The sequence below is a fragment of the Stenotrophomonas sp. 704A1 genome (genome assembly GCF_030549525.1).
Classification (GTDB): domain Bacteria; phylum Pseudomonadota; class Gammaproteobacteria; order Xanthomonadales; family Xanthomonadaceae; genus Stenotrophomonas; species Stenotrophomonas tuberculopleuritidis.
The window spans coordinates 4,242,276-4,266,065 of record NZ_CP130831.1 but is presented as its reverse complement, the minus strand read 5'-3'; the positions used below and the strand labels follow the sequence as shown (position 1 = coordinate 4,266,065).

At 67.8% G+C, this 23,790-nt stretch carries 17 protein-coding genes; 10 read left to right on the top strand and 7 right to left on the bottom strand.

Going from position 1 to position 23,790, the window contains the following annotated elements:
* Positions 1-229: 229 nt before the first annotated feature.
* The 8 genes from Q5Z10_RS19460 to Q5Z10_RS19425 all read left to right on the top strand — a co-directional run bounded on the left by Q5Z10_RS19460 (position 230) and on the right by Q5Z10_RS19425 (position 8,866).
* On the top strand, positions 230-2,452 hold the full coding sequence (locus Q5Z10_RS19460) for an NADP-dependent isocitrate dehydrogenase (RefSeq protein WP_303636991.1): 2,223 nt from the start codon (positions 230-232) through the stop codon (positions 2,450-2,452).
* Positions 2,453-2,755: 303 nt separating this feature from the next.
* Positions 2,756-3,700, top strand: a complete 945-nt coding sequence (locus tag Q5Z10_RS19455) for a hypothetical protein (protein ID WP_303636990.1) — start codon at positions 2,756-2,758, stop codon at positions 3,698-3,700.
* Positions 3,693-4,241, top strand: coding sequence for a GTP-binding protein (locus Q5Z10_RS19450; RefSeq protein WP_303636989.1), 549 nt, complete (start codon positions 3,693-3,695; stop codon positions 4,239-4,241). Before Q5Z10_RS19455 ends, Q5Z10_RS19450 begins: the two co-directional genes overlap by 8 nt.
* The gene (locus tag Q5Z10_RS19445; protein ID WP_303636988.1) at positions 4,234-4,650 is read left to right on the top strand and encodes a roadblock/LC7 domain-containing protein; all 417 of its coding nucleotides are present in this window, start codon (positions 4,234-4,236) and stop codon (positions 4,648-4,650) included. The genes Q5Z10_RS19450 and Q5Z10_RS19445 overlap by 8 nt, the downstream gene beginning before the upstream one ends.
* 52 nt (positions 4,651-4,702) lie before the next feature.
* Complete coding sequence (locus Q5Z10_RS19440; RefSeq protein WP_303636987.1) at positions 4,703-5,062, top strand: hypothetical protein; 360 nt, start codon at positions 4,703-4,705, stop codon at positions 5,060-5,062.
* A gap of 153 nt (positions 5,063-5,215) precedes the next feature.
* On the top strand, positions 5,216-6,946 hold the full coding sequence (aceK, locus tag Q5Z10_RS19435; protein WP_303636986.1) for a bifunctional isocitrate dehydrogenase kinase/phosphatase: 1,731 nt from the start codon (positions 5,216-5,218) through the stop codon (positions 6,944-6,946).
* A gap of 62 nt (positions 6,947-7,008) precedes the next feature.
* A complete protein-coding gene (locus tag Q5Z10_RS19430) occupies positions 7,009-7,902 on the top strand; it encodes an energy transducer TonB (protein ID WP_303636985.1) in 894 nt (297 codons plus the stop codon).
* Positions 7,903-7,990: 88 nt separating this feature from the next.
* Positions 7,991-8,866, top strand: coding sequence for an energy transducer TonB (locus Q5Z10_RS19425; protein WP_345783972.1), 876 nt, complete (start codon positions 7,991-7,993; stop codon positions 8,864-8,866).
* A gap of 39 nt (positions 8,867-8,905) precedes the next feature.
* Here the strand turns inward: Q5Z10_RS19425 and Q5Z10_RS19420 are convergent, their stop codons facing one another.
* The 5 genes from Q5Z10_RS19420 to Q5Z10_RS19400 form a co-directional block, all read right to left on the bottom strand.
* Positions 8,906-10,480 (bottom strand): sensor domain-containing diguanylate cyclase, encoded by a 1,575-nt coding sequence (locus Q5Z10_RS19420; RefSeq protein WP_303636983.1) that lies wholly within the window; start codon positions 10,478-10,480, stop codon positions 8,906-8,908.
* A 99-nt stretch (positions 10,481-10,579) separates the two neighbouring features.
* Positions 10,580-11,596, bottom strand: coding sequence for a cupin-like domain-containing protein (locus Q5Z10_RS19415; protein ID WP_303636982.1), 1,017 nt, complete (start codon positions 11,594-11,596; stop codon positions 10,580-10,582).
* Positions 11,597-11,660: 64 nt separating this feature from the next.
* A complete protein-coding gene (locus Q5Z10_RS19410) occupies positions 11,661-14,648 on the bottom strand; it encodes a TonB-dependent receptor (RefSeq protein ID WP_303636981.1) in 2,988 nt (995 codons plus the stop codon).
* Positions 14,649-14,748: 100 nt separating this feature from the next.
* Complete coding sequence (locus Q5Z10_RS19405) at positions 14,749-14,949, bottom strand: hypothetical protein (protein WP_303636980.1); 201 nt, start codon at positions 14,947-14,949, stop codon at positions 14,749-14,751.
* Between the two features lie 261 nt (positions 14,950-15,210).
* Positions 15,211-16,218 (bottom strand): LacI family DNA-binding transcriptional regulator, encoded by a 1,008-nt coding sequence (locus tag Q5Z10_RS19400; RefSeq protein WP_303636979.1) that lies wholly within the window; start codon positions 16,216-16,218, stop codon positions 15,211-15,213.
* Positions 16,219-16,559: 341 nt separating this feature from the next.
* On the opposite strand from Q5Z10_RS19400, the gene Q5Z10_RS19395 reads away from it, so the two are divergent.
* Positions 16,560-19,091, top strand: coding sequence for a glycoside hydrolase family 3 protein (locus Q5Z10_RS19395; RefSeq protein ID WP_303636978.1), 2,532 nt, complete (start codon positions 16,560-16,562; stop codon positions 19,089-19,091).
* A 107-nt stretch (positions 19,092-19,198) separates the two neighbouring features.
* On the opposite strand, the gene rho is transcribed toward Q5Z10_RS19395, so the two are convergent.
* A complete protein-coding gene (gene rho / locus Q5Z10_RS19390) occupies positions 19,199-20,965 on the bottom strand; it encodes a transcription termination factor Rho (protein ID WP_303636977.1) in 1,767 nt (588 codons plus the stop codon).
* A gap of 229 nt (positions 20,966-21,194) precedes the next feature.
* Positions 21,195-21,524 (bottom strand): thioredoxin, encoded by a 330-nt coding sequence (gene trxA, locus Q5Z10_RS19385; protein ID WP_025878607.1) that lies wholly within the window; start codon positions 21,522-21,524, stop codon positions 21,195-21,197.
* Between the two features lie 522 nt (positions 21,525-22,046).
* Between trxA and rhlB the strand changes: the two genes are divergently transcribed.
* Entirely contained in the window at positions 22,047-23,771 is a 1,725-nt protein-coding gene (gene rhlB, locus Q5Z10_RS19380) for an ATP-dependent RNA helicase RhlB (RefSeq protein WP_303636976.1), read from the top strand.
* Positions 23,772-23,790: the final 19 nt, after the last annotated feature.

Here is a 23,790-nt window from a genome sequence, read left to right as displayed (position 1 = left end):
CGATGTTTCCGCAGATCCACGTGCTCCGCGCATGGATCACAGCGTTGCCGGCGTGCAGTACCGCCGCGTATGGCACGGCTTTGCCCCGCGCGGCTGAAAACGCGACAATGCAGGGGTTTCCCCGCCGCGCGCCCACCCTGACGGCGACGGGGGAAAGCGACACGGTTGCACGTGGCCCGGCGCTGGCGCCGGCCTTCCCCTGAGCACTGCTACAGAGTCCAAGTCCCCCATGTCCAAGATCCTCTATACGCTGACCGACGAAGCCCCGTTCCTGGCCACCCAGTCGCTGCTGCCGATCGTCGATGCCTACACCGCCACCGCTGGCATCGTGGTGGAAACCCGCGACATCTCGCTGTCCGGCCGCATCCTGTCGCAGTTCCCCGAACTGCTGGGCGATGCGCAGAAGGTCAGCGACGACCTAGCCGAGCTGGGCCAGCTGGCGACCACCCCGGACGCCAACATCATCAAGCTGCCGAACATCTCCGCCTCGGTGCCGCAGCTGAAGGCGGCCATCAAGGAACTGCAGGAGCAGGGCTACGCGCTGCCGGATTACCCGGAAACCCCGGCCGACGACCAGCAGCGCGACTACAAGGCGCGCTACGACAAGGTCAAGGGCAGCGCGGTGAACCCGGTGCTGCGCGAAGGCAATTCCGACCGCCGTGCTCCGCTGTCGGTGAAGAACTATGCGCGCAAGCACCCGCACCGCATGGGCGCCTGGGCGGCCGATTCGAAGTCGCACGTCGCGCACATGGCGGCCGGTGATTTCTACGGCAGCGAGAAGTCGGCCACTCTGGCCAACGCCGGTTCGCTGAAGATCACCTTCCACGGCAAGGACGGCAGCGCCGTCGTGCTGAAGGAAAAGACCGCGGTGAAGGCTGGCGAGATCGTCGATGCCGCGGTGATGAGCCGCAAGGCACTGGCTGCGTTCATCGGCGAGCAGATCGCCGACGCCAAGGCCCAGGGCGTGCTGTTCTCGCTGCATCTGAAGGCGACCATGATGAAGGTCTCCGACCCGATCATGTTCGGCGTGGCCGTCAACGAGTTCTACAAGGACGTGCTGGCCAAGCACGCCGACGTGCTGAAGCAGGCCGGTTTCGATGCCAACAACGGCATCGGTGACCTGACCGCGCGCCTGCCGTCGCTGCCCGAAGCCACCCGCGCCGCGATCGAAGCCGACCTGGCTGCCGAGTACGCACAGCGCCCGGGCGTGGCCATGGTCAACTCGGACAAGGGCATCACCAACCTGCACGTGCCGAGCGATGTGATCGTCGATGCTTCGATGCCGGCGATGATCCGCGATTCCGGCAAGATGTGGAACGCCGAGGGCAAGCTGCAGGACACCAAGGCCGTCATTCCGGACCGCTGCTACGCCGGGGTGTACCAGGCCGTCATCGACGACTGCAAGGCGCACGGTGCCTTCGACCCGGCCAGCATGGGTTCGGTGCCGAACGTCGGCCTGATGGCGCAGAAGGCCGAAGAGTACGGCTCGCACGACAAGACCTTCCAGATTGCCGCCGATGGCGTGGTCAAGGTCACCGACGACGCCGGCAACGTGGTGTTCGAGCATGCGGTGGAAGCTGGTGACATCTGGCGCATGTGCCAGACCAAGGACGCGCCGATCCAGGACTGGGTGAAGCTGGCCGTCGAACGCGCGCGCCTGAGCAGCACCCCGGCCGTGTTCTGGCTGGACGCCGCGCGCGCCCACGACGCGCAGGTCATCGCCAAGGTCGAGCAGTACCTGAAGGACCACGACACCACCGGCCTGGACATCCGCATCCTGCCGCCGGTCGAGGCCACCGCGTTCTCGCTGGCCCGCATCCGCAAGGGCGAGGACACCATCTCGGTGACCGGCAACGTGCTGCGCGACTACCTGACCGACCTGTTCCCGATCATGGAGCTGGGCACCAGCGCCAAGATGCTGTCGATCGTGCCGTTGATGGCCGGTGGCGGCCTGTTCGAGACCGGCGCCGGCGGTTCGGCCCCGAAGCACGTGCAGCAGTTCGTGGAAGAGGACTACCTGCGCTGGGATTCGCTGGGTGAGTTCCTGGCCCTGGCCGCGTCGCTGGAACACCTCGGCAACCGCTACGACAACGCCGCGGCCCGCGTGCTGGCCAAGGCGCTGGACGAAGCCAACGGCCAGTTCCTGGACAACGACAAGTCGCCGTCGCGCAAGCTGGGTGGCATCGACAACCGCGGCAGCCACTTCTACATCGCCCTGTACTGGGCGCAGGCGCTGGCGGCGCAGAACGACGATGCCGCCCTGAAGGCGCGCTTTGCACCGCTGGCCAAGGCGCTGACCGACAACGAGCAGAAGATCGTCGAGGAGCTCATCGCAGTGCAGGGCAAGGCCGTGGACATCGGCGGCTATTACCGCCCGGACGTGGCCAAGGCTGCCGCCGCGATGCGTCCGAGCGCGACCTTCAATGCCGCACTGGCGCAACTGCGCGGCTGATCCAACGCGACCCGGTCGCATCAGAAGAACCCGCGCTTCGGCGCGGGTTTTTCTTTGTGCGGGCGCGGGCCCCGGTGCGTCGCAGGCGGGGCCCGCGCCCGACCCGGAAAACGTGAAATCGGTCGGGCCTGGCAACCCCGTCAATGCGGCATGAAACTTGCCCGCGATGGCCGTCTCAGAACCGATCAGCGGGGGTCGGTGGTCGCCCTCAATCTGAGCAGTCGATCACGGCGACGGCTGTCGACGTTGCCCTAGCCTTGGCGCTGCGAGACCGCCGGGGAGGTGGTCGCACGGGGAACACCGATGGCACGCGTGCTGGTAGTGGGAACCGACATCCAGGGCGAGCAGGCCCTGTTGCAGCGGCTGCGCGTGGCCTCGGCACTGCCTGACGGCCAGGTCCGGCGCAGCCAGGACCTGGACGACTGCGACCTGCTGGTGATCCGCGATACGCCGGCGCTGCGCAACGCCGCGGTGCGCATGCGCCAGCAGCGTCCGCGCCTGCAGTGCTGGATCGAAGACATCGGCGGCCAGCTGCGTGAGGGGGATGGTCGCCACGACGTGCTCGACGACGGTGCGATCGGCCGCGCGCTGCGAGGCATGCAGCAGGAGGCCCGCCCTGCGCCCATCCGCCTGGCCGACGGTGCCCATGCCATCACCCGCCTGCTGCGCGAGCGCCTGCCACTGCGGCAGGGGCAGGCGCTGCTGGGCGAAGGCGAGCACCCCCTGCTGCTGCTGGATCTGGAGCAGGACCAGGCGGTGCTGTTGCAGGAGCCGGCCGCTGCGCTGGTGGAGCGCCTGGCGCTGGGCTTCGAACACCTCTATCTGGATGCGCTGCTGCCTGCGCAGCTGCAGGCGCTGGCCGCTGATCGTCCACGCCAGCCGTTGCGTCCGCTGCTGTGGCAGTGGGCGCAGCGCAGCCGCCACTGGCAGGCCCTGGACGAGCGCCTGCGCGGGACCGCGGTGAAGCTGCTGCGCTGGCCGGACTTCCGCGTGCTCGGCCACGATCATGATGGTTTCCGCCTGTGCTCGCTGCTGCTCAAGCGCGCCTGCACCGTGGACGAATGCGCGATGCTGCTGGATCTGCCTGCCGCCGCCGTGCGTGATTTCATCCATGCCGCCTACCTGTGCGGCTATGCGCAGCTGCAGGCCGGCGGCACGCCGCTGGCGAGCGCCCACGTACCGCGCTCGGACAGCGGCCTGCTGGCACGCCTGTGGCGCTCGCTGCGGGGGAGCGATCGCAATGCGTGAGCACAAGGTGGTGGTGCTGGGGGGCATGGGCAGTGGCAAATCGACGCTGGTGCGCAGCATCGCCGCCGGCGCTGTGATCGACACCGACGTGGCCAACAGCGACCGGGTCGGCGCGGACAAGGCGTCGACCACCGTGGCGCTGGATTACGCCGACATCGATCTGCCCAACGGCGAACGCCTGCGCCTGTACGGGACGCCAGGCCAGCAGCGCTTCGACTTCCTGTGGCCGATCCTGCTGCAGGGCGCGCGCGGCGCGGTGCTGCTGCTGGATGCACGTCGTGCCGGCGTGGCCACCGAACTGGAGACCTACCTGCAGGTGCTGCAGCCATTTGCTGCGGAGCTGGCGCTGGTGGTGGCCGTGACCCATCTGGACCAGGCGCCCGCGGCGGCGCTGGAAGACTGGGCGCGGCATGCACAGCTGCAGGGACAGCCGCTGCCGGTGCTGGCGGTGGACGCACGCGACCGCCAACAGGGACTGCTGCTGATGGATGTACTGATGAGCGAAATGGAAGCGCACGCACTGGTGGCCGCGCATGGCTGATGGACAGGCGGCGCCGTTGCCCGACGCACGCCAGCGCGAACGCCTGCAGCCGTTGCTGCAGGACCTCCAGCAACGGGTGGAAGGGGTTCGCACCGTCGTGCTGGCCAGTGTGGATGGGTTCGCCCTGGTCAGCGCCGGTGCCGAGGGGCGCGGCGAACGGCTGGCCGCCATGACCAGCGCGATGCTGGCGCTGGCTGCGGCCGTGGGGCGTGAACTGCTGCTGGGCGATCTTCAGACGCTGATGCTGGAAGCGGCCGGCGGCAAGGTGCTGATGCTGGCCATCCAGGCCGAAGGGCGCGCACCGCTGCTGCTGATGGCGGCCTGCGACCAGCGCAGCGTGATCGGTCAGGTGCTGTGGCAGAGCAGGGAATGTGGCCAGGCGATCCTGGCCGAACTCGGCGGATCGTGAGCCCGGCCGCAGGGGAACGAGGGGCTCGAATCAACTTTGAGAGGGGTGCGACGTGGCTGGACTGACTGATTCGCTGACTGCATTGATGGGGATCGATGGCGCGCAGGCGGTGGCGCTGGTCGACTACGAGAGCGGCATGCTGCTGGGCGAGGCCGGCTCGGGCATGGACATGGAAGTGGCGGCCGCCGGCAACACCGAAGTGATCCGCGCCAAGATGAAGACTGCCGCTTCGCTCAACCTCAATGACAGCATCGAGGACATCCTGATCTCGCTGGGCAAGGCGTACCACATCATGCGACCGGTGGCGAAGAAGAAGGGCCTGTTCTTCTACATCGTGCTGGACCGGACCAAATCCAACCTGGCCCTGGCCCGGCGCAAGGTGCAGGACGTGGAAGCCGACCTGGCGATCTGAGCCGGGCGCCTGCGTAGCGTCGAGCGCTGCTCGGCGCTACCACCAGGCATCGACCGCACCCGGCGATGACTGCCCGGGGCACGCGGTGCGGGCCCTACACAAGCCACCCCACGCCGGCGTATGGTGAAGCCGGTCCTCCCGGGTAAGCCCTGCATGTCCGAGCCTGACATCGCTGCCGAACTGGCGCCGCGTATCGCTGCGGCGATCCGCGATGGCTTCGAGCAGTACCACGCCCGTTTTGCGGCGGTCACTGCCCGTGCGCGGCAGCGCTTCGAGCAGCGCGACTGGGCCGGCGCCCGCCGCGATGCGGTCGAGCGCATCGGGCTGTACGACCTGTGCATCGCCGAGCAGATGGATGCGCTGCGCCGCCTGGCCGGCGAGGCGATCGGCGCGCGCACACTGTGGCTGCAGGTGCATGCGCGATACAGTGAACTGGTACAGGGGCTGATCGACGCCGAGCTGTACAAGACGTACTACAACACCCTGTCGCGGCGCCTGTTCGCCACCCGGGGCGTGGACCCGGCGCTGGAGTTCATCGCCTTCGATGTCGAGCCCTCCGATGCGATCACCCATCCGGTCGCCCGGCATACCTATGCGGTCTCGCCCACGCGACCGGTCGAGGCGTTGCAGCGCGTGCTGGCCGATTACCGGTTCGACGTTCCCTACGCGCACCAGCTGCGCTGCGCGGCGGCGATCGCGGTGCGCCTGCAGGACGATCTGGCGCACTGGGGGGACACGCCGGTACGCAGCATCGAACTGCTGGATACCGTGTTCTACCGCGAGCGCCGCGCCTATCTGGTCGGCCGCGTATTCGGTGAGCACCGGTTCTCGCCCTGCGTGATCGCCCTGGTCAATGACGGGCAGGGCCTGCGTGCCGATGCGGTGCTGACCCGGCGCCGCGATGTCGCCCATCTGTTCGGCGTCTCGCGCAGCTATTTCCAGGCCGACCTCGCTACCGTGGGCGACGCGGTGGTGTTCCTGCGCAGCCTGTTGCCAGGCAAGCCCATCGACGAGATCTACACCGTGCTGGGCCGCGCCAAGCAGGGCAAGACCGAGCGCTACCGCACCTTCTTCCGCCATTTCAACGAGCACCCGCATGAGCGCCTGGTGCATGCCGAAGGCACCCCCGGCATGGTCATGGCGGTGTTCACACTGCCCAGCTATCCGCTGGTGTTCAAGCTGATCCGCGACCGCTTTGCCTGGCCCAAATCGATGTCGCGGCAACAGGTGGAGGAGAAGTACGCACTGGTGTTCAACCTGGACCGTGTCGGTCGCCTGCTCGACGCACAACCCTACCGGCACCTGCGCTTTCCGCGCGAACGCTTCGCCCCGGCACTGCTGGATGAGCTGCTGCAGCACTGCGCGCAGAGCGTGCGGGTGGAGGGCGACGAGGTGGAGATCGCGCTGTGCTACGTACAGCGCCGCTTCCGCCCGCTGAACCTGTACCTGCGCGAGCAGCGTGCCGAAGCGGTGCGATCGGCCGTGCTCGACTACGCGCAGGCCATCACCGACATGGCCCGCAACAACATCTTCCCCGGTGACATGCTGCCGAAGAACTTCGGTGTATCGCGCCACGGCCGTGCCGTGTTCTACGACTACGACGAACTGTGCCTGGTCAGCGACTGCGTGTTCCGGCGCTGGCCGCAGCCGGCCACGCCGGAGGAGGCGATGGCCGACGAACCGTGGTTCCACGTCGGCCCGCGCGATGTGTTTCCCGAGCGCTTCGGTCCGTTCATGGGCCTGCCGGCAGGCGAGCTGGCCGCGGTACGCGAGCACTACCGGCATCTGTTCGACCCGGCGTGGTGGCAGGAACTGCAGGACCGCTTCGCACGCGCGGACTTTCCTGACACGCCGCCGTACGCGGCCGGCCATCGTCTGGCGTGATCGGCTGCACCGGTGCGCCGCGACTGCGGTAGGCTTGGGTTCTCATCACCAAGGATCGGACAATGATGCGTTCCCCCCTGCTTCTCGCCCTGGCACTTGCGGTGGGTACCGCGGCCGGGCTGGCCAGCGCCGGTGCCACGGCACAGACCGCGCGCGCCGTGCGCGCCACGGCGGAGGCCAGCATGGTACTGACCGGCAACATCGACGTTGCCGCCGACGGCACGGTCAGCGGCCTGGTGCTCGACCAGCGCGACGCGATCGCACCTGCCATCGCCACCTTCGTGGACGGCACGATCCGTCGCTGGCAGTTCGAGCCCTTCCTGGTCGACGGCGTGGCGTCGCCAAAGCACGCGCCGATGCGCGTGCGCCTGCTGGGCCGGTCGCGGGACGACGGGGCGCTGGACGTACGCATGGTCAGCGTGGACTTCAGCGAATATGACGGCAACGCCATCGATGCGGTGACGATAGACAGGATGACACCGCCGCGTTATCCGGAGGCGGCGTTCCGCGCCGGCGCCCAGGGCGAGGTGACGCTGCTGGTCAAGGTCGGGCGCACCGGCACGGTTGCCGATGTCGTCGCCGAGCAGGTGAACCTGGGCGTGGTGGCTCGCGAACGGGACATGCAGAAGATGCGCGACCTGCTGGCCAAGGCCAGCACCAGCGAGGCCCGCCGATGGACGTTCAGGCCACCGACCTCGGGTGAGGACAGGGACCGTGCGTTCTGGACCCTGCGCGTCCCGGTCACCTTCGAGTTGAGAGAGCGCCACGACGCGGCACCGGGCCCGTCCTACGGCCGCTGGAAGGCCTACATCCCCGGTCCGCGCCAGACGGCACCCTGGCCCACCGGCGAGGAAGCCGCGCAGGTCGGCAGTGATCTGCTGCCGGCCGGCGGGGTCTACATGGTCGACAGCGCCAACCGTGGCCTGCGCCTGCTGACGCCGCTTTCCAAGGACTGAACGGCCGGCGTTGCCGTTGCGTCTCCAGGGATGCCCGAGTTCATCACCTCGGGTACGCTCAGGTTTCCATGCACAAGGAGTGGCTGTGATGCGTTCTTCCCTTTTCCTCGCCGTGGCACTGGCCGTCGGCAGCGGCGCCCTCCTGGTGGACAGCGCGCAGGCGCAGACCGCGCGGCAGGTGCGCAGACAGGCAGAGGCCAGCATGACGTTGAGTGGCGTCATCGACATCGGACGCGAGGGCCAGGTGGAAGCGTTCCAGCTCGATCATCGCGAGAAGGTGGATGCAGCCCTGGCCGGATTCGTTGACAAGGTCGTGCAGGACTGGCGCTTCGAGCCGGTGCTGGTCGATGGCGCGCCGGTGCAGGCGCGCACCGCCGTGCGCCTGCGGCTGATGGCCGACAACCCGGCCGAGGGCAGCATGCGCGTCCGCCTGGTCGATGCCAACTTCAGCAAGCTCGGCGAAACACGCGACACCGGCACCGACAGGGTGACCAGCAGGGCCCTGCCGGCCCCAGCCTACCCGCCGCAGGCGCTGGCCATGCAGGGCGAGGGTACCGTGCTGCTGCTGGTGAAAGTGGGACGCGACGGCAAGGTGGCCGATGTGGTGGCCGAACAGACCAACCTGACCGTGGTCGGGTCCGAGCGCGAAATGAACCAACTGCGCGAGATCCTGGCCAAGGCCAGCATCAGGAACGCCAAGCGCTGGACCTTCAATACGCCGACCACGGGTGAACGCAGGGACCGCGAATTCTGGACCGTGCGGGTGCCGGTGAACTACTTCTTCCACGACCGCGCGCAGCGTTATGGGCGCTGGGCCGCTTACATTCCGGGCCCGCGCCAGCCCGCGCCCTGGAACACCGGCGAAGATGCCAGCGTCGCGGCATCGGATCTGCTGCCCGAAGGCGGCGTGTACATGGTGGGCAGCACGCAGGAAGGTCCGCGACTGCTGACCCCGCTGGGCTGAAGCCGCGGCGGGTGGCGCCGGTCCGTGCCGGTGCCCCCGTCAGTCCGCGTGCGGGTACACCACCACGCGGTTGCGGCCCTGTTCCTTGGCCAGGTACAGGGCCTTGTCGGCCAGCGGCAGCGCCTGTTCCACATCGGCATGGAAGGTGGGGAAGTGGGCCACGCCCAGTGACACCGTGATCGTGCCCACCGGTGCGAACGGCTGCTCGGCAATGGCCTGGCGCAGCCGCTCGGCGGCCTGCTGTGCCGCGGCGATGCCCACACCCGGCAGCAGCAGCAGGAACTCCTCGCCACCGGCGCGGCACAGCACGTCGGTCTCCCGCGAATGGCGGCGCATCTGTTCGGCGATGTGGACGATGGCACCATCACCCACGTCATGGCCATGGCCATCATTGATGGCCTTGAAGCGGTCGATGTCCAGCGCCACGATCGAGAAGGGCAGGCCCTGCGCCTGCAGCATTTCCAGCGCATTCTGCAGGCCGCGACGGTTCAGCAACCCGGTCATCGGATCGGTGCGGCTGGCCCGGTTGAGGGTGCCGATGCGGTCCTGCAGCGCGTTGAAGCTGTACAGCACCGCCTGCTTCAGCTGCGCCACTTCGAAGTACCACGCGCGGATGCCGTTGACATGGCTGATCGCGTTGCCGGTGTCCTCGCCATCCTGCACGTTGCGCGCCAGCTGCCACAGCGGCAGCGAAATGCGCCGCGCGAACCACCAGGTGATCAGCAGCGACAGTACGCCCAACGGGATCGCGTTCCAGATGACCGAGGTCATCAACCGCGACAGCGGCCGCAGGGTGGATTCGGTGGGGCGCTGGGCGATGATGCCCCAGCCGGTGGCCGGCACCGGCGCATAGCCGGACAGCTGCGCCACGCCATGGTTGTTCACCAGCTGCTGGCTGCCGGACCGCCCGCGCATCACCGCCTTCACCGCCGGGTTGTCCAGCGCGTAGGTGCCCACTTCCTTTGGATTGTTGTGATAGATGATGCGGCCATTGTGGTCCACCACGTACAGGTAGGACCCGTCGCGGTAGTAGTGCTTGCCCAGCAGCGTGTGCAGCGCGCTGCGCTGGCGCAGGTACAGGGTGCCACTCACGTAGCCCAGGTAGGTGCCTTCGCGGTCGAAGACGGGGTGGGACAGCGAGATCAGCAGCTTGCCCGTGGCCGACTGGTAGGGAACGCTGATCAGCGGCTGGCGCCGCGCCAGCGCCTGGTTGTTGCCGAAGCTCTTGAGCACTTCCCCCTGCAGCTGCAGGGTCTGCGGCGAGGTGGCGATCACCCGCCCGTCCACATTCACCACCAGCGAGGAATTGAAGCTGCTGGACTGCAGCTGCAGCCGGCGGGCCTCGTCCTGCGCGTGGTCCCTGTCCAGGCCGCGTTCGCCCAGCCGGGTGGCGGCGTACGCCAACTGCTGCTGGGCCGACAACAGGAAGATCTGCGTCGTCTCGGCCAGCTTGCTGGTGTAGACGCGGTTGGCTTCCAGGGTGTTGCTCACCAGCTGGTCGCGCTGCACGCGGTAGCTGGCCAGCAGGGTGTTGGCCAGCGCCACCAGCGTGGTCAGCAGGGCCAGCGCGAGAATCAGCGTGCCCAGGTTCAGGCGTTTGGAGATGGGAGGCATACGGCAGCAGTGTGCGGCGCAGCGGGAGCGCAGCCGTGCACGGTCGGTGGGGGAAGCGCCATTATGGGCACATTCGCACGCAGCGGGGCAGCCAGGGAGTCAGCGCTGCAGTCGCCGCCGCAGCGTGTCGCGCACGCGTTCTGCAGCTGCCGCGTCCAGCGGTGCCAGCAGGCCACGCGCTGATGCCGGTACATGCGCGGCCGTATGTTCATCGGCATCGAACACGTAGTGGTCAAGCATGGCACGCCAGTGCGCGCGCTGTTCCGCCGGCAGGTCGCGCAGGGCCAGGATGGCCAGCATCAGCGCGTTCATCGGCGAATCCATCCACGCCGGCACCGGCCGCCACCAGCTGTTGACCAGGACATTGAATGCCTCCAGCCCTTCCATGTGGTGCCACCACAGCGAGGGAATGAACACCGCGTCTCCCGGTTCCAGTTCGGCCACCTGTGCGTGCTCCAGCGCCTGCGCGAAGCGCGGGAAGCGCTGCAGGTCGGGCGCATGGAAGTCGACCAGGCTGATCGCCTGCCCGGCGGGAGTGAAGTCCAGTGGCCCGACATACAGATTGGCGATCTGCGCCGGTGGGAACAGGGTGACCCGGCGCCGGCCGGCGGCCACGCAGGCCAGGTTGTCCGGCACGTCCTGGTGGGCGGCGATGCGCGAACGGTTGCCGATCCAGATGCTGGCAAGCGGGTCGGTCACGCCCAGCTGCAGCGGGTTGGCCTGGGCAAAGCCGGGCAGGAAGCTGTCCAGCGTGGTGGAGGCCACGTAGATCGACGGCGGCGTGGGGTCGCTGGCGTACTTCAGCAGGGTGGCCAGCACCACCTTCAAGGGCACCTGTTCGCGGCGGAAATTGAAGCCGCTCATGTCCTCGTTGTAGAACAGCCGGCCGCGTGCTTCGGGCGCGGCGGTGGTCGCGGTCACCGGCATCTGCCCGTGGTCGAACGCGGCCAACTGGGCCACCGCTTCGGCGGCGGAACGGCGCGCAGCCGCTACCAGCGGCCAGTGCGCGACCAGCCCGCGGACCACCTTGGGCGCCGTCCAGGTGGGCAGCTGCGTGTGCAGCAGCGCCGGGTCCAGGCCGTGGATCTCTTCGATGGGGCGGGGCGAAGGCAACATGCGCGGATATCCGGGACAGTGTGTGGAGCCGGGCCTGGGCTCGGCTCCACGGTACCGCAGCAGGTCAGAACTTGTAACGCACGCCGAACATGTAGCGCGGACCGGTCTGGGTGGCGTAGCGCAGCATGTTGGTGTGGCGCGAGTAGGTGCGCATGGTCTCGTCGGTCAGGTTGATCGCTTCCAGGCTCAGCGTCAGCTGCTCGCTCACCGCATAGCTGATGTTCAGATCCAGCTGGCCGTAGGCCGCGGTGTAGTTCGGGTTCGGGCCCTGGCCACCGATGCCGTTGAGGAACTTGTCGCGCCAGTTGTACGCCGCACGGATCTGCCAGGCGTTCCTGTCATAGAAGGCAACCAGGTTGGCCGAATCGCTCAGGCCGATCATCGGGTACTGGTCACCCAGGCTCAGGTTGTTGAAGGTCAGCCCCGACTTCACCTTGGTGTAGTTGGCAGCCACGCCGAAGCCGGACTGGCCGAACAGGTGCTGCACCGCCACTTCCCAGCCATCCAGATGGTCCGAGTGCTGGTTGGCCGGCACCGTCACGTCGAAGCCGGCGATCGGGTCGGTGGGCAGGCCTTCGATGGTGCCGGTCAGCTGGCCGGCCGAGTTGACGCCGGTGAAGTTCACGCCCGGGTCACCGGCATGGTTGGTGAAGATGTAATCGCGGATGCATGGCATGTCGGTGCCGCCACAGGACGCCAGCGCTTCGTTCCAGTACGCGCCCCCCACCGGCGTGTGCAGGTTGCCGGAATTCTCGCGCACCACGGTATCGCTGATGAAGTTCTTGATGTTCTTGCGGAAGAAGCCGACCGAGGCGTAGCTGGCGTCGCCGTAGTACCACTCCAGCGACATGTCGAAGTTGTCCGAGATCAGCGGCTCCAGCCCGGGATTGCCGCGGCTGCCGCTGCCGCCCTGGGTGCGCACGATGTCAGCCAGCGACTGCCCGCTCTGGATCTGCGTCCAGCTGGGACGGCCCAGCGTGCGGCTGTAGCTGCCACGCAGCGCCAGCGCATCGCTCAGGTCCAGCTTCAGGTCCACGTTGGGCAGCACGTAGTCGTACTTGCCGCGCCCGCCCACGAAGCTGCTGTCCGCGGCGTACACGATGTTCAGCTCGTTGGCCGAGCCCCAGCTGATGCCGGTGGGCACGCGCACCATCGCGTTGGATTCCACTTCGGTCTGCTCGTAGCGCACGCCGGCGGCCACGTGCAGCGGCATCGACCAGTCGAAGGTGGTGCGGTACTGCAGGTAGGCGCTGCGGGTCTTCTCGGTGGTGCGGATGTCTTCGGAGTACTCGGTCGGCGCGTAGTAGCAGGTCGGGCAGGCCGGGTCGGAGGCGGTGCCGACCTGCGCGGCGCGGTCGATCAGGCGGTCGAAGTCGAACACCAGGAACTGGCCGGTCAGGCGCGGGTCGCTGTGCCCGGAGAACGACTTGAAGTACCTGGCCATGTTGTCCGCGTACCAGATGTCATCGGCATAGTCGGACGGCGAGCCGAGGCCGCCCCAGCTGTTGCGCTGCATGATGGCCGACGCCGAGCGGTTCTCCACCTGGGTGTGGCCGATGCCGAAGTCCAGGGCCGAGTAGTCGGCGAAGCGGAACGTACCGCGGCCCTGGTACTGCTGCACCTCGGATTTGTTGTAGCTGTTCTGGAACACCGAACCGGTGACCAGCGCGTCGGACGCCTGCACACCACCCGGCGGCAGCGCGATGTTGATGATCGGCAGGTCGCCGCTGTAATCGACCGTGGTCGTGCCACGCACGAAGGCGGCCACGCCCAGCACGCCGGCCGAGCCGTACGGGCTGTCCGGCTGCGATTCGGCGGTGGAACTGTGCGCATCGAACGACAGGTCCAGCGCGTCGTTCACTTCCCAGTCCACGTTGAAGCCCAGCGAGTGCATGTCGGTCTTGGTGGCCAGCCGGGCACCGCCCATCGACACGTCCGAGTTGGTCATGTCTTCGCTGTAGATGATCGGCGCGGACACCGGGCCGTTGGTCCAGATGCTGTCACCCGGGCCGTAGTTGAACCACACCGACAGTTCGCTGCGCTGCTGCTGCACCTTGTTCTCGACATAGGTGTAGTCCAGCGTGGTGGTCACATTGTCGGCCGGCTTCCACTGGAAGGTGGCCTGCGCATTGGTGCGTTGGCGCTGCACGCCGTTGACGTTGTAGGCGGTGTTCTGCGGCCGCGCGTACACGTCGTTCGGGCCCGGGCGGTTGCTGATGCGGTCCGAATAGCCCTGGCCCGGCTGCGGCAGGGCGCGCCAGTCGGTGGTGTTGTTGCCGTAGAAGGTAGCCCAGCCCTCAGCCACGGTGGCCTGGTTGAAGCCGGAGTCGCGCTCCTGGTGGCTGGCACTGAACGCCACGCCGAAGCGGTCATCGGCATAGCGCTGGCTGAAGATGCCCGACAGTTCGCCGGTGACGTTGGAACCCTGCAGCGTGCGTGGCAGGTTGTCATTGGACGAATCGTTGACCGCCTTCAGGCCCAGGCTGATGACCGGTTCCGATTGCAGCGGGCGCAGGGTCTTGATGTTGATGGTGGCGCCGATGCCGCCGGCCGGGTTGTCGGCGCGGCTGGTCTTGTATACCTCCACCGCCGAGATCGATTCGGAGGCGAGGTTGGCGAAGTCGAACGAGCGCGAGCCGTTCAGGCCCGCGCCGCCGTTGCCGAGGTTGGACGCTGGCATCTGCCGCCCGTTCAACAGCACCAGGTTGTAGTCCGGTCCGATGCCACGCACGGTCACCTTGGACCCTTCGCCGCTGGAGGTGCGGTCGATCGAGACGCCGCTGATGCGCTGCAGTGATTCGGCCAGGTTGGTATCCGGGAACTTGCCGATGTCCTCGGCCACGATGCCATCGACCACGCCCTGGCTGTCGCGCTTGAGGTTCATCGATGACTGCAGGCTGCCGCGGATGCCGGTGACCTGCACCGTGTCGAGTGTGGCCGGGTCCGGTGTCCCATCGGCAGGCGCATCCTGCGCCCAGGCCGGTGCAGCGAGCGCTGCCAGCAGCGCGGAAGTGAGCATCGTCTTGCGAGGTACGGCCGTGTACGTCTTCATGGAAGCTCCCTCCCCAGGGAATTCGGTGGCGTCGTTGTGGCGTTGTCTCGATGGCGGGTTACTGCACGTGGCCGGATTGGAGCGACGGTTGACAGCGTTGTCAACAAACTGCCATCAAGCGCGCCTGCTCAACGCCTGCGCAGGCGCTGATGTAACCGTTGCCATGAAAGTGCTCACGCTGATGAATTGCCTTTGCCTGCGGCATCTGCAGCGGTTTTTCAGCGATGACAGCGCTGCCAATCAAGCCATGGAAGGACGTTGTGCGGTGCAGAACAGAACTGCGCGGATGCAGGCGCAGCATGCCGGAGACGGGGAGCTGGAGTGGCTGACAGCGCTGGACAAATGGAATGCCCGGTGGATGTCGTGCATGTCCTTTCGATGGCTTGAATCAATGGCCCGCAGGACAGCTTCTGGACATGGCAACCACGGTGGGCGGACAGGGCATCCAGGTCCGCGTCCGCGCGCGGGCGTGTCATCGCGCGCGGCGAAGCAGCCGTCACCCACGTGCACGCGCATGCGTGGGAACCGGCAACGAACGCGTCGGTCCGTTGCGGCAGGGGGATCAGCGCCGGCGTGGCGCGGCGGTCGATTCGCGATCCAGCACCGCGTGCTCGACGGTGATCATGCGTCCGGCCGTCTCGGCACGAATGTGCTCGATCAGCTGCTCGGTCGCCAGCCGGCCCATGTGCGCGGTGGGCTGCCGCACCGTGGTCAGTGCCGGGTAGATGTGGCCGGCGATGGGCGTGTCATCGAAGCCGCATACCGACAGGTCGCGTGGCACGCGCAGGCCACGTTCGCCCGCTACGCGGTAGATCGCAGCGGCCATGTCGTCGTTGGCGGCGAAGATCGCGGTGGGCGGTTCGTCCAGGTCGAGCAGGACATTGGCCGCGTCCACGCCCGATTCGAAGGAGAACTGGCCGTTGACCACCAGTGCCGGGTCGTAGGCAATGCCGGCATCGCGCAGTGCCTGGCGGTAGCCGGCATGACGCCACTGGCAAGCGCCATGCGCACGCGGGCCCTTGATGTGGGCGATGCGACGGTGGCCCTGCGCGACCAGGTGGCCGATCAGTTCGACCACGGCAGTGGTCTCGTCCATGCGCACGCCGATGCGGCCTTCCGGGTGGCGTGGCGCGATGCACGCAAACGGAATGCCGTGCTCTTCCAGGTAGGACAGCACCACCGCGTCATCGGTCAGCGGCGGGATCAGCACCACGCCATCCGGGCGCGAGTTCTCGAACAGCGCGGCCAGGTCGGGCAGGGTGCGGCGGCCGATGCCGACCGGCCCCAGGATCAGGTTGTAGTGCTGCGCATGGCAGGCGTCCAGCATGCCGCTCTGGATTTCCATCAGGTAGTTGCGTGATGGATTGTTGTAGACCAGCGCCAGCGCATACGAGCGCTGACCGGCCAGGCTGCGCGCCGACGGGTTGGGCTTGTAGCCCAGCCGCGCCACGGCGGCCAACACCCGGTCGCGGGTCTGCTCGCGCACGTTCGGCTCGTGGTTGAGCACGCGGGACACGGTCTTGATCGAAACCCCGGCAACGGCAGCAACATCCTCGATTCGACTGCGCATGGTGCGATGGATCCTCCTGGAAGGCGGCGGGCACGCGGCGATGGTAGTGCGTGGTGGCCCGGTCGGTGTTGCCGAAGCAGGCGGATGTTGCCACGACAGGTGGTGCGCTGGCACGTCCCGATTTCTTGCCGCGATGCAGCACCCGGGCGCCACTGCAACACGCGCGTGATGTGCCCGGGCCCGTGGTTGCGGGACGGCCGCCTCAGCGCGCACGCGCAACGATTGACAGCACGCAGGCCGGCTTATATGACAGCGCTGTCAGGAGCGGTGCGCAAGCGCCCATGCCGGCGTGCGGTCGCAGACGCGCATGCCAGGAACTTCATCCACGGAGGTAGAGCCCAGTGAATCGCCCCACCCAGACCCTTCTCGCCAGCTGCCTGCTGGCTGTCCTGGCCGCGCCCGCCGGTGCCGCACCGGCCAGTGGCGAACCCCTGCAGGACTGGCCGCGCGTGCACAGCGCAATCACTGCCAATGCGGATATCGAACGCCGCGTGCAGCAGATCCTTGCGCAGATGACGCTGGCGCAGAAGATCGGGCAGATGACCCAGGCCGAGATCAAGACCATCACGCCCGCACAGGTGCGGCAGTACTACATCGGCTCGGTCCTCAACGGCGGCGGCTCCTGGCCGGGCATGGACAAGCACGCGAGCGTGCAGGCATGGCTGGCGCTGGCCGATGCCTACCACGCCGCATCGCTGGCTACCGACGCGAAGACGCCGGTGCCGGTGATCTGGGGCACCGATGCGGTGCACGGCCACAACAACGTGCTGGGCGCCACGCTGTTCCCGCACAACATCGGGCTGGGCGCGGCCGGCGACCCCGAACTGATCGAGCGCATCGGCGAGGCGACTGCGCGCTCGGTGCGCGCCACCGGCATCGGCTGGGTGTTCGCGCCGACCCTGGCGGTCGCCCACGATCCACGTTGGGGCCGCACCTATGAAAGCTACTCGTCCGATCCCAAGGTGATCCGTCGCTTCGCCCATGCCTACGTCAAGGGTGCGCAGGGTACATTCAAGGATGACGGCAACGTGGTCACCACCGCCAAGCACTACCTGGGCGACGGTGCCACCGACAGCGGCCGCGACCAGGGCGAAGCGCTGGTCGACAAGGCCACCATGATCAACGTCCACGCGCAGGGCTACTACGGCGCACTGGAAGAAGGCGCGCAGACGGTGATGGCCTCGTTCAACAGCTGGAACGATCGTGCCGCGGGTGTGGACTACGGCAAGATGCACGGCAGCAAGGCGCTGCTGACCGATGCGCTGAAGGACAGGATGGGCTTCGATGGCTTCGTCGTTTCCGACTGGAACGGCATCGCCCAGGTGCCGGGCTGCCGCAACGACAGCTGCGCGCAGGCGATCAACGCCGGCATCGACATGGTGATGGTGCCCGATGACTGGAAAGCCTTCATCGACAACACCACCGCGCAGGTGCAGAAGGGCGAGATCCCGATGGCGCGCATCGATGATGCGGTCACCCGCATCCTGCGGGTGAAGCTGCGTGCCGGCCTGTTCGAACACAAGCCGTCCGACAGCCGCTACGCAGGCGATGCCAGCGCCGTGCAGCACCGCGAGCTGGCCCGCCGTGCGGTACGCGAATCGCTGGTACTGCTGAAGAACGAGGGCCAGGCGCTGCCGCTGCGCCGCGACGCGCGCGTGCTGGTGGTCGGCAAGGGCGCCGACAGCATCGGCGACCAGTCCGGTGGCTGGTCGCTGACCTGGCAGGGCACCGAGAACAGCAACGCCGATTTCCCCAACGCCGATTCGGTGCTGGGCGCGCTGCGCGCCGAACTCGGCGCGGACAAGGTCAGCTTCAGTGCCGATGGCCAGGGCGTCGACCCGAAGGCGTTCGACGTGGTGCTGGCGGTGATCGGCGAGACGCCGTATGCGGAAACCAACGGTGACATCCTCGCTTCGGATACCGTCAGTCACAGCCGTGCCTACCCGCAGGACCTGGCTGCGCTGAAAGCGGCCGCAGCCACCGGCAAGCCGGTGGTGACCGTCTACCTGTCCGGTCGCCCGATGTACACCAACGATCTGCTCAACCTGTCCAGCGCCTTCGTTGCCGCGTGGCTGCCGGGCACCGAAGGCAAGGGCGTGACCGACGTGCTGGTGGCCGGCAAGGGCGGAAAGCCCGCGCACGACTTCCGCGGGCGCCTCAGCTTCCCGTGGCCGGGCGTGCCGTGCCCGGCACCGATCGACCAGCCCGATGCGAAGAAGCCGTCGCTGTTCGCACTTGGCTATGGCCTGAGCTATGCCAAGGGCGGCAAGGTCGCACGGCTGGACGAAGCCACCCCGGACAGCTGCGGCGAAGTGACCGTGCTGCCGATCTTCAACCGTGCCGACACGCCGCCGTTCGCCCTGCACGTGGCCGCGGCCGGTGCCACCCAGCCGCTGGGCAGCGATCTGAATGCCACGCTGCGCTGGCCGACCGCCACGCCGGTGGTGCAGGTACGTACCGTGCAGGTGAACACCCAGCAGGATGCCAAGGAAGTGACTTGGTTGGCCCCCGCGCAGCTGATCGCGCGCAGCACCTCTCGCCGCAACCTGGGCGCGCTGGCGCGCAGCAACGGCGCGCTGCAGTTCGACGTGCAGCTGGTGAAGCGCCCGGTCTCGCCGGTGAAGCTGACCATGCAGTGCGGCAGTGGCTGCGAGGGCGGGGTGGATATCGCCCCGCTGCTGGGCAAGCTCTCGCCGGGGCAGAAGCAGACGGTGACCGTGCCGCTGGCGTGCTTCGCCAGGCAGGGTGTGGCACTGGGTGCGGTGGAGGCTCCGTTCGTGGTGACCGCGGACAAGCCGTTTGCGGCGGCATTCACCCAGGTCAAGTTGACCGCCAACACGGCCAACGCCGAGGGCGCGGTGGCCTGCCCGTAAGCCGCAAGGTAGCGCCGGCCATGACCGGCGAACGAAGCAGATCCACGACATGCGTGGATGGAGCCTTTCCGAAAACAAAAAAAGCCCCGCAGTGCGGGGCTTTTTTCTTATCGCTTCATGGAACCGAAGAACTCGTCGTTGGACTTGGTGTTCTTCATCTTGTCCAGCAGGAATTCCATCGCGGCCATTTCATCCATCGGATGCAGCAGCTTGCGCAGGATCCAGATCTTCTGCAGCAGTTCCGGCTCGATCAGCAGGTCTTCGCGGCGGGTGCCGGAACGGTTGATGTCGATCGCCGGGAACACGCGCTTTTCAGCGATGCGGCGGCTCAGGTGCACTTCGCTGTTGCCGGTGCCCTTGAACTCTTCGTAGATCACCTCGTCCATCTTCGAGCCGGTGTCGACCAGCGCGGTGGCAATGATGGTCAGGCTGCCGCCTTCTTCCACGTTGCGCGCGGCACCGAAGAAACGCTTCGGGCGGTGCAGGGCGTTGGCGTCCACACCACCGGTCAGCACCTTGCCCGAGCTCGGCACCACGTTGTTGTAGGCGCGTGCCAGGCGGGTGATCGAATCCAGCAGGATCACCACGTCCTTTTTGTGTTCGACCAGGCGCTTGGCGCGCTCGATGACCATTTCGGCCACCTGCACGTGGCGTGCGGCCGGTTCGTCGAAGGTCGAGCTGATGACTTCGCCGCGCACGGTGCGCTGCATTTCGGTCACTTCTTCCGGGCGCTCGTCGATCAGCAGCACGATCAGGTGCACGTCCGGGTGGTTGGTGGTGATCGCCGTGGCCACCTGCTGCATCATCATCGTCTTACCGGCCTTCGGCTGGGAGACGATCAGCGAGCGCTGGCCCTTGCCCTGCGGCGCCATCAGATCGAGGATGCGGCCGGTGATGTCTTCCGAGGAGCCGTTGCCGCGCTCCAGGGTGAAGCGGCGTCGCGGGAACAGAGGCGTCAGGTTCTCGAACAGCACCTTGTTCTTCGACGCTTCCAGCGGCTCACCGTTGATGGTGTCCACGATCGACAGCGCGAAGTAGCGTTCGCCGTCCTTCGGGAAGCGGATGCGACCGGACAGGTGGTCGCCGGTGCGCAGGTTGAAGCGGCGGATCTGGCTGGGCGAGATGTAGGTATCGTCCGGGCCGGCCAGGTAGCTGGCCTCGGCCGCGCGCAGGAAGCCGAAGCCGTCCGGCAGGATTTCCAGCACACCGTCGGCGGCCACGCCGTCGCCGTGGCGGGTCAGCACCTTCAGCAGCGCGAAGATCACGTCCTGCTTGCGGGCGCGGGCCACGCCTTCGGAAATCTGCAGCTGCTCGGCGATCTCCAGCAGCTTCTGCGCCGGCATGCGCTTGAGGTCGCTCAGCGAATAGACCGGGAAACCTTCCGGCACGTTGGCGTGCGGGCGCGGCACGAAGGCCTGCTGGTCGCCGTTGTCGTTGGGCATGCCGTCATCGCGGAAGCGGCCGCCACCACCGCCGCCGCTGTTGCGATCACGGTCGCGACGGTTGCGGAACCGGTCACGGCGGTTGCCCTGGCCTTGGCCCTGGCCCTGCTGGTTCTGGTTGTACGGGTTCTGGTTCTGGCCACCGCCCTGGTTGTTCTGCTGCGACTGCCGCGGCTGGCCGGATTCGCGGCCCTCGCCACCGTCGCCGCCGCCACTGCTGGCAGGGGCCTCGGCGGCCGGTGCGCTCGGCGCAGGCGCAGGCGCGGCCGGTGCCGGCGCTTCGGGCGCGGCTGCCAGCGGCAGGGTGGGCTGCGCCGGCGCGGCGCTGGTTTCAGCGGCGGCCGGGGCGGCAGCCTTGGTTACGCGGGCCTTGCGCACGCGCTTTTCGGCGGGCGCTTCAGCGCTGCCGGTTTCGGAAGTGTTATCGGACAAGAGCGTTATTCCTCGCTTGAAGGTGCGAGCGCCCGGCTGGGGCGGCGAACGTTGGGAATGGGTCTGGAAGAAACTGCGTCCAGAAGGTGCGGCACGCGAACGCGGCCGGATATGCCGACACTATCATCGGCCTGCGGCGCCGTGCAAGGGTCGCCGGATACGGTATTCATGCAGGCGCCGGGGCGCCTGCCCGGCAGCCGCGCTCAGCGGCTGCCGGCAGCCCATCGGATCAGGCCAGGGCCTTGTCCAGCAGACCGGCCAGCTGGGCCTTGCCCACGGCACCGATCTGCTCGCCCACCTTCTCGCCGTCCTTGAACACGACCAGGTAGGGAATCGAGCGCACGTGGTACTTGGCGGCCAGCGCACGGTTGTTGTCGACGTTGACCTTGGCGATCTTGGCGCGGCCCTGGTAGGCGTCGGCCAGTTCATCCAGCGCGGGGGCGATCATCTTGCACGGGCCACACCACTCGGCCCAGAAATCGACCAGCACCGGTTCCTTGGAATTCAGTACGGCGCTATCAAAGTCGGCATCGCCGACGTGTACAACCTTGTCGCTCATCTTGGTTTCTCGTCTTGGATTGCACCCGGCCAGGCCGGAGGTGGGTGAACTGGGCCATGCCCGGTGGCGCGACCCTCGTCGTTGCCTCGCGGCGGTCTGCCGCGGTGCGTTCGGCGGGATGCCTGGACGCTCACGGCCGGCAGTGTACCCCTATCGCAGGGCGGGGACAGAGGCTGGCTGGAACCCAGCGTATCGTGATCGCATCGGAGCACGGTATGTGTCGGATTTCACTGTCCGCTGCTGAAATGGGGGTGCCGGCGCCCCAGGCCAGGGCCGGGGCGGGCAGGCGTTCAAGCGCCATGTGGCTGGGTGAAGACGGCTTGATGCGCTGTCTCATGCCGCCGCGAGACCCCCGTCTTCCGGTTTGCCGGCCCGAGTGCGTTAAACTGGGGCATTGTGCGGCGCGCGGACCCGAGGGTCCCGGCCAGCCCGACCCGCCGCAGGGGCCGCAATTTGCGACGGAGCCCCAGACAGATTGCAGTGCCGCCGCCCGCAGGCGCGTGGCCATACCAAGACGGACACATGAGCGACAAACCGCTGACCGATTTGACCTTCTCCTCCTTCGAGCTGCACCCGGCCCTGCAGGCCGGCCTTGAAGGAGCCGGATTCACCCGTTGCACGCCCATCCAGGCGCTGACCCTGCCGGTCGCACTGCCTGGCGGTGACGTCGCCGGCCAGGCCCAGACCGGCACCGGCAAGACGCTGGCCTTCCTGGTCGCTGTCGTGAACCGCCTGCTGACGCGCCCGGCGCTGGCCGATCGCAAGCCGGAGGACCCGCGTGCGCTGATCCTTGCCCCGACCCGCGAACTGGCCATCCAGATCCACAAGGACGCAGTGAAGTTCGGTTCCGAACTGGGCCTGCGTTTCGCCCTGGTCTACGGCGGCGTGGATTACGACAAGCAGCGTGAGCTGCTGCAGCAGGGCGTGGACGTGATCATCGCCACCCCCGGCCGCCTGATCGACTACGTCAAGCAGCACAAGGTGGTCTCGCTGCACGCCTGCGAGATCTGCGTGCTGGACGAAGCCGACCGCATGTTCGACCTCGGCTTCATCAAGGACATCCGCTTCCTGCTGCGCCGCATGCCCGAGCGCACCACCCGCCAGACCCTGCTGTTCAGCGCCACCCTGAGCCACCGCGTGCTCGAGCTGGCCTATGAGCACATGAACGAGCCGCAGAAGCTGGTGGTGGAAGCTGAAACCATCACCGCCGCCCGCGTCCGCCAGCGCATCTATTTCCCGGCCGACGAAGAGAAGATCCCGCTGCTGCTGGGCCTGCTGTCGCGCAGCGAAGGCGCGCGCACCATGGTGTTCGTCAACACCAAGGTGTTCGTCGAGCGCGTGGCCCGATCGCTGGAACGTGCCGGCTACCGCGTCGGCGTGCTGTCCGGCGACGTGCCGCAGAAGAAGCGCGAGAGCCTGCTCAACCGCTTCCAGAAGGGCCAGCTGGAGATTCTGGTCGCCACCGACGTGGCCGCCCGCGGCCTGCACATCGACGGCATCAAGTACGTCTACAACTACGATCTGCCGTTCGACGCCGAAGACTACGTGCACCGCATCGGCCGTACCGCCCGCCTCGGCGAGGAGGGCGATGCGATCAGCTTCGCCTGTGAGCGCTACGCGATGGGTCTGCCGGACATCGAGGCCTACATCGAGCAGAAGATCCCGGTCGAGGCGGTCACCAGCGAGATCCTGACCGCGCTGCCGCGTCCGGAGCGTGCTGCCCCGGCCCCGGGCGAGGAAGGCGAAGAGAACGAGAGCGTCGGCCAGATCTTCCGAGAGGCCCGCGAAGCCCGCGCGGCCGAGGAAGAGCGTCGGGGTGGCGGCCGCAGTGGCGGTCGCTCCGGCAGTGGCGGTGGCCGCGGTGGGCGTGACGGCGAGCGCAGCGGTGAGCGCCGTCCGCGTGGCCCGCGCAAGCCGCGCGTGGAAGGCGAGCCGGGTGCTGCGGTGGCAGCCGAAGCCACCGTGACCGCCGACGCCGGCGTGGTCCAGGCGCCGCGTCCGCCGCGCGCCGACGGTGCACCGGAAGCCGCGGGCGAGGGTGAGCGCAAGCCGCGCAAGCGCCGTCGTCGTCGCCATGGCCGGCCGGTCGAAGGCGCCGAGGGGGTGGCCAGCAGCGCGGGCCAGGGTGCCCACCCGGTCACCCCGGTGCAGGTGGTGGCCAAGCCGGTGCGCACCAGTGCCGATGCCGGCGATTCGTTCCTGACCCGCATTGGCCGCAAGATCCGCCGGATGCTGTCGGGCAGCTGATCGGCGCCGCCGATCAGCG

Excerpts from the sequence above, each read along its gene's own strand:
- Q5Z10_RS19460 (WP_303636991.1), top strand. The coding sequence starts at position 230 with ATGTCCAAGATCCTCTATACGCTGACCGACGAAGCCCCGTTCCTGGCC.
- Q5Z10_RS19455 (WP_303636990.1), top strand. The coding sequence starts at position 2,756 with ATGGCACGCGTGCTGGTAGTGGGAACCGACATCCAGGGCGAGCAGGCC.
- Q5Z10_RS19450 (WP_303636989.1), top strand. The coding sequence starts at position 3,693 with ATGCGTGAGCACAAGGTGGTGGTGCTGGGGGGCATGGGCAGTGGCAAA.
- Q5Z10_RS19445 (WP_303636988.1), top strand. The coding sequence starts at position 4,234 with ATGGCTGATGGACAGGCGGCGCCGTTGCCCGACGCACGCCAGCGCGAA.
- aceK (WP_303636986.1), top strand. The coding sequence starts at position 5,216 with ATGTCCGAGCCTGACATCGCTGCCGAACTGGCGCCGCGTATCGCTGCG.
- Q5Z10_RS19430 (WP_303636985.1), top strand. The coding sequence starts at position 7,009 with ATGATGCGTTCCCCCCTGCTTCTCGCCCTGGCACTTGCGGTGGGTACC.
- Q5Z10_RS19425 (WP_345783972.1), top strand. The coding sequence starts at position 7,991 with ATGCGTTCTTCCCTTTTCCTCGCCGTGGCACTGGCCGTCGGCAGCGGC.
- Q5Z10_RS19420 (WP_303636983.1), bottom strand. The coding sequence starts at position 10,480 with ATGCCTCCCATCTCCAAACGCCTGAACCTGGGCACGCTGATTCTCGCG.
- Q5Z10_RS19415 (WP_303636982.1), bottom strand. The coding sequence starts at position 11,596 with ATGTTGCCTTCGCCCCGCCCCATCGAAGAGATCCACGGCCTGGACCCG.
- Q5Z10_RS19410 (WP_303636981.1), bottom strand. The coding sequence starts at position 14,648 with ATGAAGACGTACACGGCCGTACCTCGCAAGACGATGCTCACTTCCGCG.
- Q5Z10_RS19405 (WP_303636980.1), bottom strand. The coding sequence starts at position 14,949 with ATGCTGCGCCTGCATCCGCGCAGTTCTGTTCTGCACCGCACAACGTCC.
- Q5Z10_RS19400 (WP_303636979.1), bottom strand. The coding sequence starts at position 16,218 with ATGCGCAGTCGAATCGAGGATGTTGCTGCCGTTGCCGGGGTTTCGATC.
- trxA (WP_025878607.1), bottom strand. The coding sequence starts at position 21,524 with ATGAGCGACAAGGTTGTACACGTCGGCGATGCCGACTTTGATAGCGCC.
- rhlB (WP_303636976.1), top strand. The coding sequence starts at position 22,047 with ATGAGCGACAAACCGCTGACCGATTTGACCTTCTCCTCCTTCGAGCTG.